General features: G+C 60.6%; 16 protein-coding genes. 5 read left to right on the top strand and 11 right to left on the bottom strand.

The window, feature by feature from the left end:
* Window positions 1-16: 16 nt before the first annotated feature.
* The 4 genes from G5182_RS15940 to bioH form a co-directional block, all read right to left on the bottom strand.
* Window positions 17-295 (bottom strand): hypothetical protein, encoded by a 279-nt coding sequence (locus tag G5182_RS15940; RefSeq protein ID WP_042059175.1) that lies wholly within the window; start codon window positions 293-295, stop codon window positions 17-19.
* 85 nt (window positions 296-380) lie between these two features.
* Window positions 381-1,148, bottom strand: a complete 768-nt coding sequence (locus G5182_RS15935) for a putative metalloprotease CJM1_0395 family protein (protein WP_227341578.1) — start codon at window positions 1,146-1,148, stop codon at window positions 381-383.
* Between the two features lies 1 nt (window position 1,149).
* Window positions 1,150-1,383, bottom strand: a complete 234-nt coding sequence (locus G5182_RS15930; RefSeq protein WP_005340632.1) for a flagellar basal body rod C-terminal domain-containing protein — start codon at window positions 1,381-1,383, stop codon at window positions 1,150-1,152.
* 71 nt (window positions 1,384-1,454) lie between these two features.
* Window positions 1,455-2,219, bottom strand: coding sequence for a pimeloyl-ACP methyl ester esterase BioH (gene bioH, locus G5182_RS15925; protein WP_227341579.1), 765 nt, complete (start codon window positions 2,217-2,219; stop codon window positions 1,455-1,457).
* Between the two features lie 38 nt (window positions 2,220-2,257).
* Here bioH and G5182_RS15920 point away from each other — a divergent pair, with 38 nt between their 5' ends.
* Window positions 2,258-2,986, top strand: a complete 729-nt coding sequence (locus G5182_RS15920; protein ID WP_227341580.1) for a ComF family protein — start codon at window positions 2,258-2,260, stop codon at window positions 2,984-2,986.
* Window positions 2,987-3,066: 80 nt separating this feature from the next.
* On the top strand, window positions 3,067-3,645 hold the full coding sequence (nfuA, locus tag G5182_RS15915) for a Fe-S biogenesis protein NfuA (protein ID WP_005340636.1): 579 nt from the start codon (window positions 3,067-3,069) through the stop codon (window positions 3,643-3,645).
* A 69-nt stretch (window positions 3,646-3,714) separates the two neighbouring features.
* On the opposite strand, the gene gpsA is transcribed toward nfuA, so the two are convergent.
* From gpsA to G5182_RS15900, 3 genes are read right to left on the bottom strand one after another with little or no spacing between them, the layout of a single operon-like run.
* The gene (gpsA, locus tag G5182_RS15910; protein ID WP_227341581.1) at window positions 3,715-4,719 is read right to left on the bottom strand and encodes an NAD(P)H-dependent glycerol-3-phosphate dehydrogenase; all 1,005 of its coding nucleotides are present in this window, start codon (window positions 4,717-4,719) and stop codon (window positions 3,715-3,717) included.
* Window positions 4,720-4,721: 2 nt separating this feature from the next.
* Window positions 4,722-5,192, bottom strand: coding sequence for a protein-export chaperone SecB (gene secB / locus G5182_RS15905; RefSeq protein WP_005340639.1), 471 nt, complete (start codon window positions 5,190-5,192; stop codon window positions 4,722-4,724).
* Between the two features lie 50 nt (window positions 5,193-5,242).
* Window positions 5,243-5,674 (bottom strand): rhodanese-like domain-containing protein, encoded by a 432-nt coding sequence (locus tag G5182_RS15900; protein WP_227341582.1) that lies wholly within the window; start codon window positions 5,672-5,674, stop codon window positions 5,243-5,245.
* A 246-nt stretch (window positions 5,675-5,920) separates the two neighbouring features.
* On the opposite strand from G5182_RS15900, the gene gpmM reads away from it, so the two are divergent.
* A complete protein-coding gene (gpmM, locus tag G5182_RS15895; protein ID WP_227341583.1) occupies window positions 5,921-7,450 on the top strand; it encodes a 2,3-bisphosphoglycerate-independent phosphoglycerate mutase in 1,530 nt (509 codons plus the stop codon).
* Between the two features lie 9 nt (window positions 7,451-7,459).
* On the top strand, window positions 7,460-8,812 hold the full coding sequence (gene envC / locus G5182_RS15890; protein WP_216952666.1) for a murein hydrolase activator EnvC: 1,353 nt from the start codon (window positions 7,460-7,462) through the stop codon (window positions 8,810-8,812).
* 129 nt (window positions 8,813-8,941) lie between these two features.
* On the opposite strand, the gene G5182_RS15885 is transcribed toward envC, so the two are convergent.
* Window positions 8,942-9,592 (bottom strand): Qnr family pentapeptide repeat protein, encoded by a 651-nt coding sequence (locus tag G5182_RS15885; RefSeq protein ID WP_005340643.1) that lies wholly within the window; start codon window positions 9,590-9,592, stop codon window positions 8,942-8,944.
* Window positions 9,593-9,681: 89 nt separating this feature from the next.
* Here G5182_RS15885 and G5182_RS15880 point away from each other — a divergent pair, with 89 nt between their 5' ends.
* Entirely contained in the window at window positions 9,682-10,689 is a 1,008-nt protein-coding gene (locus tag G5182_RS15880; RefSeq protein WP_076493932.1) for a substrate-binding domain-containing protein, read from the top strand.
* Between the two features lie 84 nt (window positions 10,690-10,773).
* Here G5182_RS15880 and G5182_RS15875 read toward each other — a convergent pair whose 3' ends face one another.
* From G5182_RS15875 to G5182_RS15865, 3 genes are read right to left on the bottom strand one after another with little or no spacing between them, the layout of a single operon-like run.
* The gene (locus G5182_RS15875; RefSeq protein ID WP_005342660.1) at window positions 10,774-11,415 is read right to left on the bottom strand and encodes a bifunctional 4-hydroxy-2-oxoglutarate aldolase/2-dehydro-3-deoxy-phosphogluconate aldolase; all 642 of its coding nucleotides are present in this window, start codon (window positions 11,413-11,415) and stop codon (window positions 10,774-10,776) included.
* 9 nt (window positions 11,416-11,424) lie between these two features.
* The gene (gene edd, locus G5182_RS15870) at window positions 11,425-13,221 is read right to left on the bottom strand and encodes a phosphogluconate dehydratase (RefSeq protein ID WP_421254528.1); all 1,797 of its coding nucleotides are present in this window, start codon (window positions 13,219-13,221) and stop codon (window positions 11,425-11,427) included.
* Window positions 13,218-13,727 (bottom strand): gluconokinase, encoded by a 510-nt coding sequence (locus G5182_RS15865; RefSeq protein WP_005340649.1) that lies wholly within the window; start codon window positions 13,725-13,727, stop codon window positions 13,218-13,220. The genes edd and G5182_RS15865 overlap by 4 nt, the downstream gene beginning before the upstream one ends.
* Between the last annotated feature and the right edge of the window lie 240 nt (window positions 13,728-13,967).

Genomic DNA, 13,967 nt, shown 5'->3' with positions numbered 1-13,967 from the left:
CACGCGAAGCTCAGGATTACTGCGCCAGGGCAGCAAGAATGCTCTCGGGCTCTCCATGCTGGGCCAGCACCTCCCGCAGTCGGTTGAATGCCTTGCAGGCCTCTTGCGGATACTTGCCGTAAGAGACGACGCCGGTGTGGCTCCAGCCAGCCGCCAGCATCACTTTCTTCTTGAAATGGGTTCCTTCAGTTCCCCCTCCTCCGAGCTGCATCAGAAACTGCTCCATCTGCAGGTGGGGGGGCGGTACACGGGAGAAGGTGGTGAAATCTTCCGCTTTGACTTCATCGAAATGCATGACAGCTCCTGTGAAATTGGAATGGGCCTGATCTTCAGGTTAGTTGCAAAACAGGCAAAGCAGCTGAAAGTTTGGCGAGGGTGATTCAGATATGCAGACTGAGGGACTGGGTAGAGGCTGGGCTGACAGCCTGTTGATAGTGGCTCGCGATGACGCTGTTGCGCTTGTCCATATAGGCACTCAGCACACCGCCCGATTTCGCGCTCTGCTCGGCCATCAGCTCTTTGCGCGCCTTGGCTTCACTCGCGGCGGCGCTGCGTGCAACGGCCAAATCCTGCGCGGAAGGCTCGGCAGGCGCCAGCGCTGCAGAGCGGATCTGCTGCATCTTGGAGATGGTAGCCGCAGGGTCACCGGGTACGACACTGGTATCGATCTGGACTTCGCCACCCGTAGCATAACGCTTGCCATCCGGCCCTTGCGTAAACTGATAGGTGGGCGAGCTGGCGTACTCTCCACCCGCAGACTGGTGAGCCTGCTCGTGAGTACGCACCTCCTTGTCACGCTCGACAAGATCCTGAACCTGCTGCTCTTGCCGCTGTTGCTGCTCCTGCTGTTTGGGATCTTGCTGCTTGCGCTGCCCATCCTCACCGGTGGCCTCAACAAAGCGATTGTCTGGCAGTGTCGTCGGCGCTAATTGTCCGGTTTCACGGCTGTTCTGGGAGGTCTGATTGCTGGAGGCCTGAGCGGCTTTGGATTTCTCTTTCTGGGAGCCGACTTCGGATTCGGCAACGGAGGCTTGGCCCGCTCGGGCCTGCGGGATCAGTTCTGCCCGGCGATTATCCGTCCTCGCTGCTTCCACCTGGGGTTGCAGCTGTGTCGGGATAAGGGGAGGCAGACTGACATTGATGTTCATCTCACACCCGGATGTCGATCAGGGTTCCCATCATATCGCTGGCAGTCTGCACTACCTTGGCGGAAGCGCCAGCCTGCTGCTCGGCCACCTTGAGATTGACGAGCTCATCGGTCACTTGCACCTGATCCCCGCTGGGGGTGTTGAGGCGGGCGATCTGATTGGATGCCTTGTCGGCAATCTGCTCGGCTCGCTGAAATCCCTGTACCCCGCTGTTGAAAGCAGAATCAATACGCATGATGTTACTCCTCTGGTCACAGCTTAATTATCCGCCAGACCAGAGGATTAATGAAGCTTGCAGGCTGTTTTTTAGCCAACAAAATCTCGAACGATTTCAATGAATTCGTCAGGGTGGGAGATAAAAGGTGCGTGTGAGGCCTTATTGAGAGTCACGCTGCGGCTGGCAGGGTAGAGATCATCCAGCAGGGGAATGGCCGCCTTGGGTACCAATGAATCCAGTCGCCCATAGATCCGCAACCAGGGCAGATCCAGCTCCTGAAGCGGTTCGCGCAGATCAATCTCGGCCAACAGCGTCAGTCCAGCCTCGAGTGCGGCAAACGCGGGCGCCGGCCGCTCGGCCAGCCAGTGGCGCAACTGACGGATATCGTCCCGGGCGTGTTCACTGCCCATGGCCTGGATCGCCAGAAAACGCTCTATGGTCTGGCGAAAATCCCCTGCCAGCATCTGGTTGAAACCGGTCAGTACTTTGGGGGCGATCCCCGGCCACTCATCGCGGGCCATGAAACAGGGAGAGCTGGCTACCGTGATCAGGGAGTGCAGCCGATCGGGATGCGTCAGCGCCAACTGGCTTGCCACCAGACCACCGAGCGACCAGCCAAGCAGATGACACTTCTGCGGCAAGATGGCAGCCACCTGCTCGGCAAGCCAGGGCAGGCTGTAATCCACCTCGTCTGCCAGCAGGCTGTTGCCAAAACCGGGCAAATCTACCAGATGAACCCGATAGTGGGGCGCCAACTGTTGGGCAATGCCATGCCAGACCGCACCGTTCATCCCCCAACCGTGCAACAGCACCAGATCGGCCCCCTGGCCAAACTGCTCTACCGATATGCTCATCTAGACTCAAGATCCCTGTTCATGCTCTTGGGGTCAGCATGTTAAAGCGACTGCTCGCTAAAGCAAGCCCGCTGCTCGGCAACCACGGCGACTGGCAAGGGAGTTGCCTCCTCTGTCATCAGCCTTGCGACAACGAGCCCCTGCTCTGCAGCTGGTGTCGGCAGGCGCTGCACCAGTCACAGCCGAGATGCCGCCTCTGCGCCGCACCGCTGACTGAATATATAGAAGAACGCATACCGGTCTGCGGCCGCTGCCAGCGCAGACCTCCCCCCTGGGAGCGGTTGCAGGTGATCGGCGACTACCAGGCTCCCTACCCCATGCTGATCCCCCGGCTCAAATATTCCGGCCAAATCCTGCTGGCGCCACTCCTGGCACGCCTCCTGGCCGATCATCTGGATGACAACGAGCCGCCGGAGGCGATCATTCCGGTTCCCCTGCACTGGTGGCGGCAGTGGCGGCGTGGGTTCAACCAGGCGGAGGAGATCGCGCAAGCCCTTGGCGAGTTCACCGACATTCCCTGCGACAACACTCTGTTGCAACGCATCAAGGCGACCCCGCAACAAACAACCTTGAGCGCCGGGCAGCGGCGGCGCAATCTGCGCGGGGCATTCCGGATCCGCTCCCACCAATACCGTCATGTCGCCCTGCTCGATGACGTCGTGACCACAGGCGCCACCGCTGGGCAGCTCAGCCGTTTGCTCCATGAGAGCGGCATCACAAAGGTAGAAGTGTGGGCAATCTGTCGAACCCTGCGGCACAGCAAGTAGCCATCGGCATGCTACCCAAGCATTAATAACCGCGTTATCATGAATACCCTAGTCGTACACTCAGGTTTATGAGGATAGTGATGATCAGCATTTCCGACGCCGCCCAGGCCCATTTCCGTAAACTGCTGGAAAAACAGCCTGATGGCACCAATATCCGGGTGTTTGTGGTCAATCCGGGAACCCAGAATGCCGAGTGTGGCGTATCGTATTGCCCGCCCGATGCCGTGGACCCGGAAGATCAACACCTGCCCTTCAGCGGCTTCGACTGCATGGTCGATCCCCTGAGCGCCCCCTTCCTGGTGGATGCCACCATCGACTTCGTGACCGATCAGATGGGCTCCCAGCTCACCCTGAAAGCACCGAACGCCAAGATGCGTAAAGTGGCCGACGACGCGCCGCTGATCGAGCGCATCGAGTACGTGTTGATGTCCGAAGTGAACCCCATGCTGGCCGGTCACGGTGGCAAGGTCACCCTGGTCGAGCTGACTGAAGACAAACTGGCCATCCTGCAGTTTGGTGGTGGTTGCAACGGTTGCTCCATGGTCGATTACACCCTTAAAGAGGGGATCGAGAAGCAGCTGCTGGAGAAGTTCCCGGGTGAGCTCAACGGCGTGAAAGACGCCACCGAGCACCAACGCGGCGACCACTCCTACTACTGATTTGCAGCCCTTGCAGCAAAGAAAAGGCCCCGCCATCCGGCGGGGCCTTTTGCATGGGCAATCGGCAGATTACTCGTCCTTCTTGTCTCGCGACAGCAGGGCGATGGCCGCCTCTTTCGGGTTCTTACCCTCGTAGAGCACCTTGAAGATCTGCTCGCAGATGGGCATCTCGACGCCGCAGCGGGCCGCCAGCAGATGCACCTCTTTGGTGTTGCGATACCCCTCCACCACCTGACCGATCTCGGTCATGGCGGTGTTCACATCCTTGCCAGCCCCGAGGGCCAGCCCGAAGCGACGGTTGCGCGACTGGTTGTCGGTACAGGTGAGCACCAGATCCCCGAGCCCCGCCATCCCCATAAAGGTTTTGGCATCGGCACCCAGCGCCGCACCCAGACGCTGCATCTCCACCAGACCCCGGGTGATGAGCGCGGTTCTGGCATTGGCGCCAAACCCGAGCCCGTCGGAGAGACCGGCACCGATGGCGATGACGTTCTTCACCGCCCCACCCAGCTGTAGACCGACGAAGTCCAGATTGGTATAGACCCGGAACGAACGGCCACAGTGCAGCAGGTGGGAGAGATCGTCGGCGAACTCGTCGTGGGTCGAAGCGACCGAGATGGCGGTCGGCAGACCGGCAGCCAGCTCCTTGGCGAAGGTGGGGCCGGAGATCACCGCCAGCGGTATCTCGTCACCCAGCACTTCACGAGCCACATCCTGCAGCAGACGGCCACTGTCCGGCTCCAGACCCTTGGTGGCCCAGGCGATACGGGTATCGGGGCGCAGGAAGGGTTTGATCCGGGTCAGCACATCGCCAAATACATGGCTTGGCACGACCAGCAGCAGCACGGGGGCAGCTTGTACCGCACGTTGCAAATCCGCAGTTAGCTGCAAATCAGTAGGAAAAGGGACATCAGGCAAAAATGCCTTGTTGCAGCGGTCTTGTTCCAGCTCGGCGACATGGGTGGGGTCGTGACCCCACAGCAGGGTCGGATGACCGTTGCGCGCCAGAGAAATGGCAAGGGCGGAGCCATAAGACCCCGCCCCCAAGACCGAGATAGCGATCTGGTCAGCCATTATCAGGCTTCCGCAGTCGCCTGCTGGGCCTGTGCTTGCGCCATGTGCTGGGCAAACAGGGCATCGAAGTTGACCGGTGCCAGGTTCAGCTGCGGGAAGGAACCCTTGCTCACCATGTTGGCCACGGCTTCGCGGGCATACGGGAACAGGATGTTCGGGCAGAAGGCAGCCAGGCAGTGAGCCAGTTGCGGCTCCGGCAGGTTACCGATGGTGAAGATACCGGCTTGCTGTACTTCGCACAGGAAGGCAGTTTCGGTTTCCAGTTTGCAAGTCACGGTCAGGGTCAGGACAACCTCGTAGACGTTCTCAGCCAGGATGTTGGTCTTGGTATCCATATCCAGCTTGACGTCCGGCTGCCACTCTTTCTGGAAGATGTGCGGGGTGTTCGGCGCTTCGAAAGAGACATCCTTGGTGTAAACACGCTGGATGTGGAATTCCGGTTGTACTTCCTGGTTGTTGATCTCGTCAGCCATTTCGTTTGATTCCTTGTTATGTGGATAAGTGGGCTCAGGCCCTGCTTAAATCAGCGTTTCTTGGTTACCGGCAGATTTTCTGCACGCCATTGGGCCATGCCACCGCCGAGCACATAAACCTGCTTGAAGCCAGCTTTGCTCAGCTGACGGCCCGCGCCGCCCGCAGTCATTCCCGACTCGCACACCACTATGATGGGGGCATCTTTATGCTTTTCAACCAGGCCCAGATTATTGCTCTGGATCTGGGTCAGCGGCAGGTGCTGGGCACCGGCCAGATGGCCCTTGGCGTACTCTTCCTGACTGCGAATATCCACCACGGTGGCATTCTCGCGGTTGATCAGCAGGGTCGCGGTGTGGTTGTTGACGGTTTTTACCGGGGACAAACGGGCACGCACAGTGGTGTAAACCAGGGTGCCAGCCAGACCCAACCAGGCTGCGGTCAGCAGCGGGTTACGGGCCGCAAAATCCAAATACTCTTGCATCTTCTACTATCCAGGGACCAAGACAAGGGCCCGAGTATACATGGGGGTATTGATAAGATCAGCCATCTTGGCGGCAAAGCGCGAGCAGGCTCCCATCCTCATTGGGCATCGATCATGGCAGGAAGGGCGTGGCTTGCGGGGCAGCAGGAGCGCCCCTTGGCTATCAGGTGACTATTTCGGCAGATGTAGTAATATTACGCTAGTTTCATTTCCCGCATTTTTTCCAATCCGAGAGGACATAGTCTTATGTCAACAGCTAAGAAACCTTTGGTTCTGGTCATCATGGACGGTTGGGGCTACAGCACCAAGCAAGAGCACAACGCCGTCGCTGCCGCCAAGACTCCCAACCTCGATCGTCTGGCCCGTGACTACACCAGCACCCTGATCTCAGGCTCCGGTCTGGACGTTGGTCTGCCGGATGGCCAGATGGGCAACTCCGAAGTTGGCCACGTCAACATCGGTGCCGGTCGCATCGTCTATCAGGAGCTGACCCGCATCTCCAAAGATATTCAGGACGGCCCCTTCTTCGAGAACGTCGAGCTGGCCAAGGCTGTTGACGCTGCCGTGAACAACGGCAAAGCCGTTCACATCATGGGTCTGATGTCTCCGGGTGGCGTACACAGCCACGAAGAGCACATCATGGGCATGATCGAGATGGCCGCCAAACGTGGCGCCGAGAAGATCTACTTCCACGCCTTCCTGGATGGTCGTGACGTACCGCCGCGCTCCGCCCAGTCCTCCATCGAGCTGTTCGACGCCCTCTTCGCCAAGCTGGGCAAGGGTCGTTTCGCCTCCATGATCGGTCGTTACTTCGCCATGGACCGTGACAACCGCTGGGATCGCGTGCAGCAAGCCTATGACCTGATGACCCAGGGCAAGGGCGAGTTCACCGCCGAGAGCGCCACCGAAGCGCTGGCTGCCGCCTATGCCCGCGACGAGAACGACGAGTTCGTCAAAGCCACCCGCATCGGTGAAGCTGCACCGATGGAAGATGGTGATGCGCTGATTTTCATGAACTTCCGTGCCGACCGCGCCCGTGAAATCACCCGCGCCTTCGTTGACACCGACTTCACCGGCTTCGATCGTGCAGTCGAGCCTAAGCTGAACTTCGTGATGCTGACCGAATACGCGGCCGACATCAAAACTGCCTGTGCCTACCCGCCGACCGCTCTGGTCAACACCTTGGGTGAGTGGCTGGCCAAGCAGGGCAAGACCCAGCTGCGCATCTCCGAAACCGAGAAGTATGCTCACGTCACCTTCTTCTTCAACGGTGGCGAGGAGTCCTGCTTCACCGGCGAAGATCGCGAGATCGTGGCCAGCCCGAAAGTGGCGACCTATGACCTGCAGCCTGAGATGAGCTCCGAAGAGCTGACCGACAAGCTGGTTGCGGCCATCAAGAGCGGCAAGTACGACGTCATCATCTGTAACTACCCGAATGGCGACATGGTTGGTCACACCGGTGTATTCGATGCTGCAGTCAAAGCGTGTGAAGCCGTTGACCACTGCATCGGTCGCGTCACCGACGCCTTGGCCGAAGTGGGTGGCGAGTGCCTGATCACTGCCGACCACGGCAACGCCGAGAAGATGCTGGACGAAGAGACTGGTCAGGCCCACACAGCCCACACCAATCTGCCGGTTCCGCTCATCTATTTCGGTCGCAAAGCCGAGGTGGTTGAAGGTGGCAAACTGTCCGATCTGGCCCCCACCATGCTGACCCTGATGGGTCTGCCGGTGCCGCCGGAAATGACTGGCAAGCCCCTGATGATTCTGAAATAATCCTTCCCCATGCGGGGATGCGAAGTTATTTCACAGAAAACCAGTCGCGTCGGCCTGTTGGCCGGCGCGCTGTTTTTTTGCCTGTCATTTGGCGCCAGCAAACCGGCTTTGGCCGCCAATCAGCAGCTGGGGACCATGCAGTCCCAGATCAAAGAGCAACAGAAGACCATCAAGCTCAGCAAGCAGGAGCTTGCCAAGCTCAATACCCAGCTCAAGGCTGACGAGCAGGCCATCTCGGCCGCCGCCGCCAAACTCAACCAGACCAGGCAGCAGTTGAAGCAGAACCAGCAGAAGCTGGCGACCCTGCAAAAGGACAAGCTGGCGCTGGAAGTTCAAGCCAAACATCAGAAGCAGTTGCTGGCCAAGCAGGCGGAAAGCGCCTTTCAGGCGGGCAACCACGACTACCTCAAACTGCTGCTCAATCAGCAGGATCCGGCCAAGCTGAGCCGCTCACTCGACTACTACGACTACCTCAACAAGGCCCGCATCGAGGCCATCGACGCCCTGCGAGCCACCCGTGACAAGCTGGCGAAAAACCAGCAGGCCACCAAAGAGACCGAAAGCAAGCTGCAAGCCCTGCTTGCCGAACAGCAGGAGCATCACCAGGCTCTGCTGGCCAGCCAGCAGAGCCGGGCCAAGGTGCGCAACCAGTTGCAGCAGTCGGTACAGGATGACGAGCAGAAGCTCTCCAAGCTGGTCAAGGCGGAGAAGGCGCTGAAAGCGCGGCTGGAGGAGCTGCGCCGCCAGCGGGAAGAGCAGGAACGGCGCGAACGGGCCGAACGGGAGCGGCTGGCCAAGCTGAAAGCGGAACAGGAGCGTCAGCGCAAGCTGGCCGAGCAGCGCCGCGCCGAGCAACAACGACTTGCCGCCCAGCAGAACAAAACCGTCAAACCGGCAGAACCGGTCGAAGAGATGTCCAGTACCAAACCGGAGCGAGGCTCTGGGATTGGGACCGCAGGTTACTACAGCGGGCTCAAGACCAATGGCAGCCTGCGCTGGCCGGTACAGGGGCCGATCCTCATCTCCTACGGTTCACCGCGCACCGCCCAGCTCAAGTGGAAAGGCACCCTGATCGGCGCCAGCGAAGGAACCCAGGTCAAGGCGGTCGCACCGGGACAAGTGGTTTACGCCGACTGGCTCGATGGCTTCGGTATGCTGCTGGTAATCGATCACGGCAAGGGCTATATGAGCCTCTACGGTCACAATCAGTCGCTGCTGCGTCAGGTGGGCCAGAATGTGGAACAGGGTGAACCTGTGGCACTGGTCGGTGACAGCGGCGGTCAGGACAGACCGGGCCTCTACTTCGAAATTCGCTATCAGGGCGAGGCGATCAACCCGACCAAATGGCTGGCCAAGGGTTGAGTTAACCCGGCCGACAAGCCATCACACGCTCACTAGCAAAAGTCTGCATCACGCAGGCTTTTGTCGTTTCAGGAGCGCCCCCCACTGTCGGCCCCATTTGATGAAAAATTACCTAATTTTTCGCTCGGCTCAGGGGAAGACAACCAGACCGATCTGCTCCAGCAAGGTCTGCTGCTGATCCTCGTTGATCTGCACCCCTTGCAGATCGACCCGCCGCAGATCCAGCCCCGGCAGATCGCACTGGCGCAGATCGCAGCCCTGCAGCTTGAAACTGGTCCAGTCAATCTGGCCAAACTCAGAGCCGCTAAGATCGGAACCCGCCAGCGAGGCACCAAACAGGTTGGCCCCCTGCCAACGGTTGCCGGTCAGCTCGCACTTCTCCAGCAGGCAACCCTCGAAGCTGGCGTAGCTGAAGTTGTTGCCGGTCAGATGGGCCTCGCAGAAGTAGCTTTTCGCGGTGATCTGGTTGGCGAAGCTGGCATGGCTGAAGTTGATACCGACCGCCTGACAGTCGCGCATCTCCAACCCCAGACACTGGCTGCGGCTGCAATCGGCCATGGTGAGATCGCAGCGCAGGAAGCTGGCCTCGCGCAGATCGCAACCCTGCAACAGGCAGCCCCGTTCACTCTCCCGATCGTAGAAGCTGCAGTCGATGAAGCGGCTATCGCTCAAATCCAGCCAGGAGAAGTTGCAGCCGATAAAGCGGCACTCCGAGAACTGCTCCCCCTCCACATCCTGTTGCTCGAACCGGACATCCACGAACTGCTTGCCTCTGATCATCGGAAAACTCCTGCAAAAACGGCTTCATATGCTGACTTTATCCGCCAAAAACGGTAATGTTACATGTAACATCCACGCTGGACACCCCTATGAGCCCCACCCGCAAGCGCCGCCCCACCCTGCAAGATATCGCCGACCAGACCGGCGTGACCAAGATGACTGTCAGCCGCTATCTGCGCGACCCGCAGACCGTAGCGGAGGGGACCCGCGAGCGGATCGCAGCTGTAGTGGAAGAGCTGGGTTATATCCCCAACCGGGCGCCGGATATTCTCTCCAACGCGACCAGCAAGGCGATCGGCATCCTGATCCCCTCCCTCTCCAACCAGGTCTTCTCGGCGGTGATCCATGGCATCGAGTCGGTGACCCGACCGGCCGGTTACCAGACCCTGCTGGCCCACTACGGCTACAGTCCGGAGCGGGAGGAGGAGCAAGTCGCGTCCCTGCTCTCCTATCACGTGGATGGGCTGATCCTCTCCGACAGCCAGCACACCGAACGCACCCGCAAGATGATCGCCACCGCCGGCATTCCGGTGGTGGAGACCATGGACCTGCCGCAAACCCCCATCGACATGGTGGTCGGCATGGATCATAGAGCCGCAGCCCGGGCCATGGTAACAGAGATGCTGCGCCGGGGCCGACGCAAGGTGGTCTATCTGGGGGCGCGGCTCGACGTGCGCACCCAGCTGCGGATGGAGGGTTACTATCAGGCGATGACCGACTTCGGCCTCACCGGCCAGCATCTGCTGACCGAACAATCCTCCAGCTTCACTCTGGGGGGCGAGCTGCTGGATCAGGCGCTGGTACGCTATCCCGACCTCGACGGCCTGTTCTGCACCAACGATGACCTGGCGGTGGGCGCCCTGCTGCAGTGTCAAGCCAAGTGGATCCCGGTGCCCCAGCAGATCGCCATCGCCGGTTGCAACGCCCTCGACATCGGCCACGCCATGACCCCCAAACTGGCCAGTATCGCCACCCCGCGGGAAGCGATCGGTCGGGAGGCGGCCACCATGCTGCTGGCGCGTCTCAACGGCCAATCCCAACCCGATACCCGCAAAGATATCGGCTTCTCCCTCTATGTCGGGGAGAGTCTGGGGTAATCCCTTCCCTCACCCACTTAAGTCACGCTGATAGCAAACAGGCCACCCGAGGGTGGCCTGTTTGGTTTTCTGCACAACTGAGGCTTAGCGTTTTACCAACTCAACCGCTTCGCGGGAGAGGCGGGTCACCTCTTCCCAGTTGCCGCTCTTGACCGCATCGGCCGGCAACATCCAGGAGCCGCCGACGGTGGCCACGCACTTGAGTGCCAGATAGTCGGCCACGTTTTTCGGGCCGATGCCGCCGGTCGGGCAGAACTTCACCTGGGGCAGCGGCGCGGCAATGGCGGAGAGCGCCTTGGTGCCGCCGTTCGCTTCGGCCGGGAAGAACTTCAGGTGGTCATAGCCCGCTTCCAGCGCCTGCATCACTTCAGACGGAGTCGCCACGCCCGGGATCAGCGGTGCAGTGCTCTTGGCCGCGTGGGCCAGCAGGGCCGGGGTCATCCCCGGGGAGATGACGAAGCGGGCACCGGCGGCGACGGCGGCATCAAACTGCTCGCAGTTGAGCACGGTACCGGCACCGACCATGGCATCCGGCATCGCCTTGGCGATGAGGGCGATGGCATCGAGCGCCACCGGGGTGCGCAGGGTAATTTCGAAGACGGAGATGCCGCCGTCCAGCAGCGCCTTGGCCATCGGCAAGGCCTGATCCAGCTCGTTGATCACCATCACGGGTACCAGCGGGGAGGCGGCAAACACCTCGGCCGGGGTCACTTTCCAGTTCTGCATAGCTCTTCCTTAGTCAAAGATGGTAGCGCCACACTCGGCGCTCGATACCGCGCGACGCATCACGCTGAACAGTTCACGGCCCCACCCCTCTTGTTCCAGAGTGAGGTCAATCTCGGCCTGGGTACGGCCACTCAAATCGGTCAGGCAATCGAGGCTGCCGTTTACCGCGTCAACCCGCAGCAGGTCGCCGTCAGCAAGCAGGCCGATGGCCCCGCCGTGCAGCGCTTCCGGGGTGACGTGGATGGCGGCCGGGATCTTGCCGGAGGCACCGGAGAGGCGGCCATCGGTGACCAGCGCCACCTTGTAACCCGCCTTCTGCAGGTTGCCGAGCACCGGCATCAGCTTGTGCAGCTCCGGCATGCCGTTGGCGGCCGGGCCATTGTGGCGCACCACGATCACGGCGTCCTGATTGAGATCGCCCGCCTTGTAGGCCGCTTCCACCGCATGCTGGGAGGAGAAGACCCGCGCCGGCGCTTCAATCACCCGATACTCGGGAGCCACAGCTGAGACCTTGACCACGGCACGACCCAGATTGCCCGCCAGCAGCTTGGTGCCGCCAGTGGCCTGGAACACGCTGCCGGAAGGTGAAAGCACGCTCGCATCGCCGCTCTCGCCCACCGGCTGCCATACCAGCTGGCCATCGACCAGTGCCGGGCGGCTGAGGTAATCCTGCATCTCGCCAAAGACCGGAGTGGCGTCCATGTGGATCAGCCCCTCTTGCGCCAGACGGCGCATCAGGCCGGGCACGCCGCCTGCCTGTTCGAAGGCGTTGACGTCGGCCGGGCCGTTCGGGTACATGCGAACCAGCAGCGGCACCACGTCGGAGAGATCGCTGATGTCATCCCAGGTCAGTACCAGACCGGCCGCGCGGGCCAGCGCCACCATGTGGATGCTGTGGTTGGTGCTGCCGCCAGAGGCGAGCAGGGCCACCAGACCGTTGACCAGCGAGCGCTCGTCCAGCACCTCGCTCAGCGGGCGATAGGCCGGGGAACCCGGGATCATTGCGCTAATACGGCGGGCCGCTTCGACGGTCAGGGCGCGACGCAGCTCGCTATGCGGGTGCACAAAAGCGGAGCCCGGCAGCATCAGGCCCATGGCCTCGAACACCAGCTGGTTGGTGTTGGCGGTGCCGTAGAAGGTACAGGTGCCTGCCGCGTGGTAGGCGCCGCACTCCATCTCCAGCAGGGCATCACGGCCCACTTCACCGGCGGCGTACTTCTGACGCACCTTCACTTTCTCGTCATTGCTGATGCCGCTCGCCATCGGGCCAGCAGGAACAAATGCCGTCGGCAGGTGAGCGTGGGAGAGGGCCCCCATGATCTGACCCGGAGCTATCTTGTCGCAGATGCCGAGCAGCAAGGTAGCATCGAAAGTGTTGTGAGAGAGCGACAGCGCGGTCGCCTGGGCGATCAGGTCGCGGGAGAAGAGGGACATGTCCATCCCCGGCTGACCCTGGGTCACGCCGTCGCACATGGCGGGCACGCCGCCGGCGACCTGGGCACTGTGGCCCAGCTCGGCCAGTACCGCCTTGATCTGATCCGGATAGCCCTGATAGGGCTGATGGGCGCTCAGCATATCGTTGTAGGCGGTGACGATGCCGACGTTGGCGCGGGTCATATCGAGAATGCGACCCTTCTCGTCACTGCTGCAGGCGGCCACGGCGTGGGCCAGGTTGCCGCAGGCCAGGGCGGCGCGGGTCTTGCCCTGCTCTGCCTGACGCTGGATGCGGGCCAGAAATGCCTGACGACGGGCGACACTGCGCTCGCGGATGCGGGCGGTGACGTCGGAAATTACCTGATGAATCATTGGGCTTGCTCCAATGCTGTGACGGCGCGGTCAACCACCTGTTCGAAGGTGCCGTCGATATCGATGTGGAATACACCGGCTTCGCCATCCGGGCGCTCCAGAGTATCGAACTGACTTTGTACCATGCTTTCACGCATGAAATGGCCCTTGCGGGCACGCATCCGCTCGAGGATCAGCGGCTGGCTGCCATCGAGAAAGATGAAGCTGACCGACTCGTTGCCTTCGCGGATCTGGTCGCGGTACTTCTTTTTGAGGGCGGAACAGACAATGATGCCGGTCTCGTTCTTCTGCTCGAGACTGTAGGCGGCGTCGCGGATCCGCTCCAGCCAGGGAGCACGATCCTCATCGTTGAGGGGGTTGCCGCCAGCCATCTTCTGGATGTTGGCCTTGGGGTGCAGGTCATCACCATCGATGAACTTGGCGCCCAGCGCTTCGGCCACTTTCAGACCCACGCTGGATTTGCCGCTACCACACACACCCATCACGATAATGCACTTACCCGCCATAATTTGACCTCTGTCCCACTTTTCAAAAAACCAGCTGTTGATGGGTTCTAATCTAACACGTTACCGGTAACATGTTACCGGTAACGATTGAAAATGTGAAGTCTGCCACAGACTGAGCAAACCCATAGTCACCTGGGCATATGATGTTGAGCCCTTGCCATAAATCTAAATAAATCATAAAGATATGGTTTGCCGACGGATCGGCAAGGTGTCACGACTGAACTTGGAAAAAGGAACGCA

Origin of the sequence: Aeromonas sp. 600948 (genome assembly GCF_049174875.1) — a bacterium.
GTDB classification, from domain to species: Bacteria; Pseudomonadota; Gammaproteobacteria; order Enterobacterales; family Aeromonadaceae; genus Aeromonas; species Aeromonas veronii_A.
The sequence above is the reverse complement of the archived record's forward strand: the minus strand, read 5'-3'. Positions and strand labels throughout refer to the sequence as shown.

What these genes read in the sequence shown, in the direction of transcription:
- G5182_RS15940 (WP_042059175.1), bottom strand. Translation starts at nt 295, where the DNA reads ATGCATTTCGATGAAGTCAAAGCGGAAGATTTCACCACCTTCTCCCGT.
- G5182_RS15935 (WP_227341578.1), bottom strand. Translation starts at nt 1,148, where the DNA reads ATGAACATCAATGTCAGTCTGCCTCCCCTTATCCCGACACAGCTGCAA.
- G5182_RS15930 (WP_005340632.1), bottom strand. Translation starts at nt 1,383, where the DNA reads ATGCGTATTGATTCTGCTTTCAACAGCGGGGTACAGGGATTTCAGCGA.
- bioH (WP_227341579.1), bottom strand. Translation starts at nt 2,219, where the DNA reads ATGAGCATATCGGTAGAGCAGTTTGGCCAGGGGGCCGATCTGGTGCTG.
- G5182_RS15920 (WP_227341580.1), top strand. Translation starts at nt 2,258, where the DNA reads ATGTTAAAGCGACTGCTCGCTAAAGCAAGCCCGCTGCTCGGCAACCAC.
- nfuA (WP_005340636.1), top strand. Translation starts at nt 3,067, where the DNA reads ATGATCAGCATTTCCGACGCCGCCCAGGCCCATTTCCGTAAACTGCTG.
- gpsA (WP_227341581.1), bottom strand. Translation starts at nt 4,719, where the DNA reads ATGGCTGACCAGATCGCTATCTCGGTCTTGGGGGCGGGGTCTTATGGC.
- secB (WP_005340639.1), bottom strand. Translation starts at nt 5,192, where the DNA reads ATGGCTGACGAGATCAACAACCAGGAAGTACAACCGGAATTCCACATC.
- G5182_RS15900 (WP_227341582.1), bottom strand. Translation starts at nt 5,674, where the DNA reads ATGCAAGAGTATTTGGATTTTGCGGCCCGTAACCCGCTGCTGACCGCA.
- gpmM (WP_227341583.1), top strand. Translation starts at nt 5,921, where the DNA reads ATGTCAACAGCTAAGAAACCTTTGGTTCTGGTCATCATGGACGGTTGG.
- envC (WP_216952666.1), top strand. Translation starts at nt 7,460, where the DNA reads ATGCGGGGATGCGAAGTTATTTCACAGAAAACCAGTCGCGTCGGCCTG.
- G5182_RS15885 (WP_005340643.1), bottom strand. Translation starts at nt 9,592, where the DNA reads ATGATCAGAGGCAAGCAGTTCGTGGATGTCCGGTTCGAGCAACAGGAT.
- G5182_RS15880 (WP_076493932.1), top strand. Translation starts at nt 9,682, where the DNA reads ATGAGCCCCACCCGCAAGCGCCGCCCCACCCTGCAAGATATCGCCGAC.
- G5182_RS15875 (WP_005342660.1), bottom strand. Translation starts at nt 11,415, where the DNA reads ATGCAGAACTGGAAAGTGACCCCGGCCGAGGTGTTTGCCGCCTCCCCG.
- edd (WP_421254528.1), bottom strand. Translation starts at nt 13,221, where the DNA reads ATGATTCATCAGGTAATTTCCGACGTCACCGCCCGCATCCGCGAGCGC.
- G5182_RS15865 (WP_005340649.1), bottom strand. Translation starts at nt 13,727, where the DNA reads ATGGCGGGTAAGTGCATTATCGTGATGGGTGTGTGTGGTAGCGGCAAA.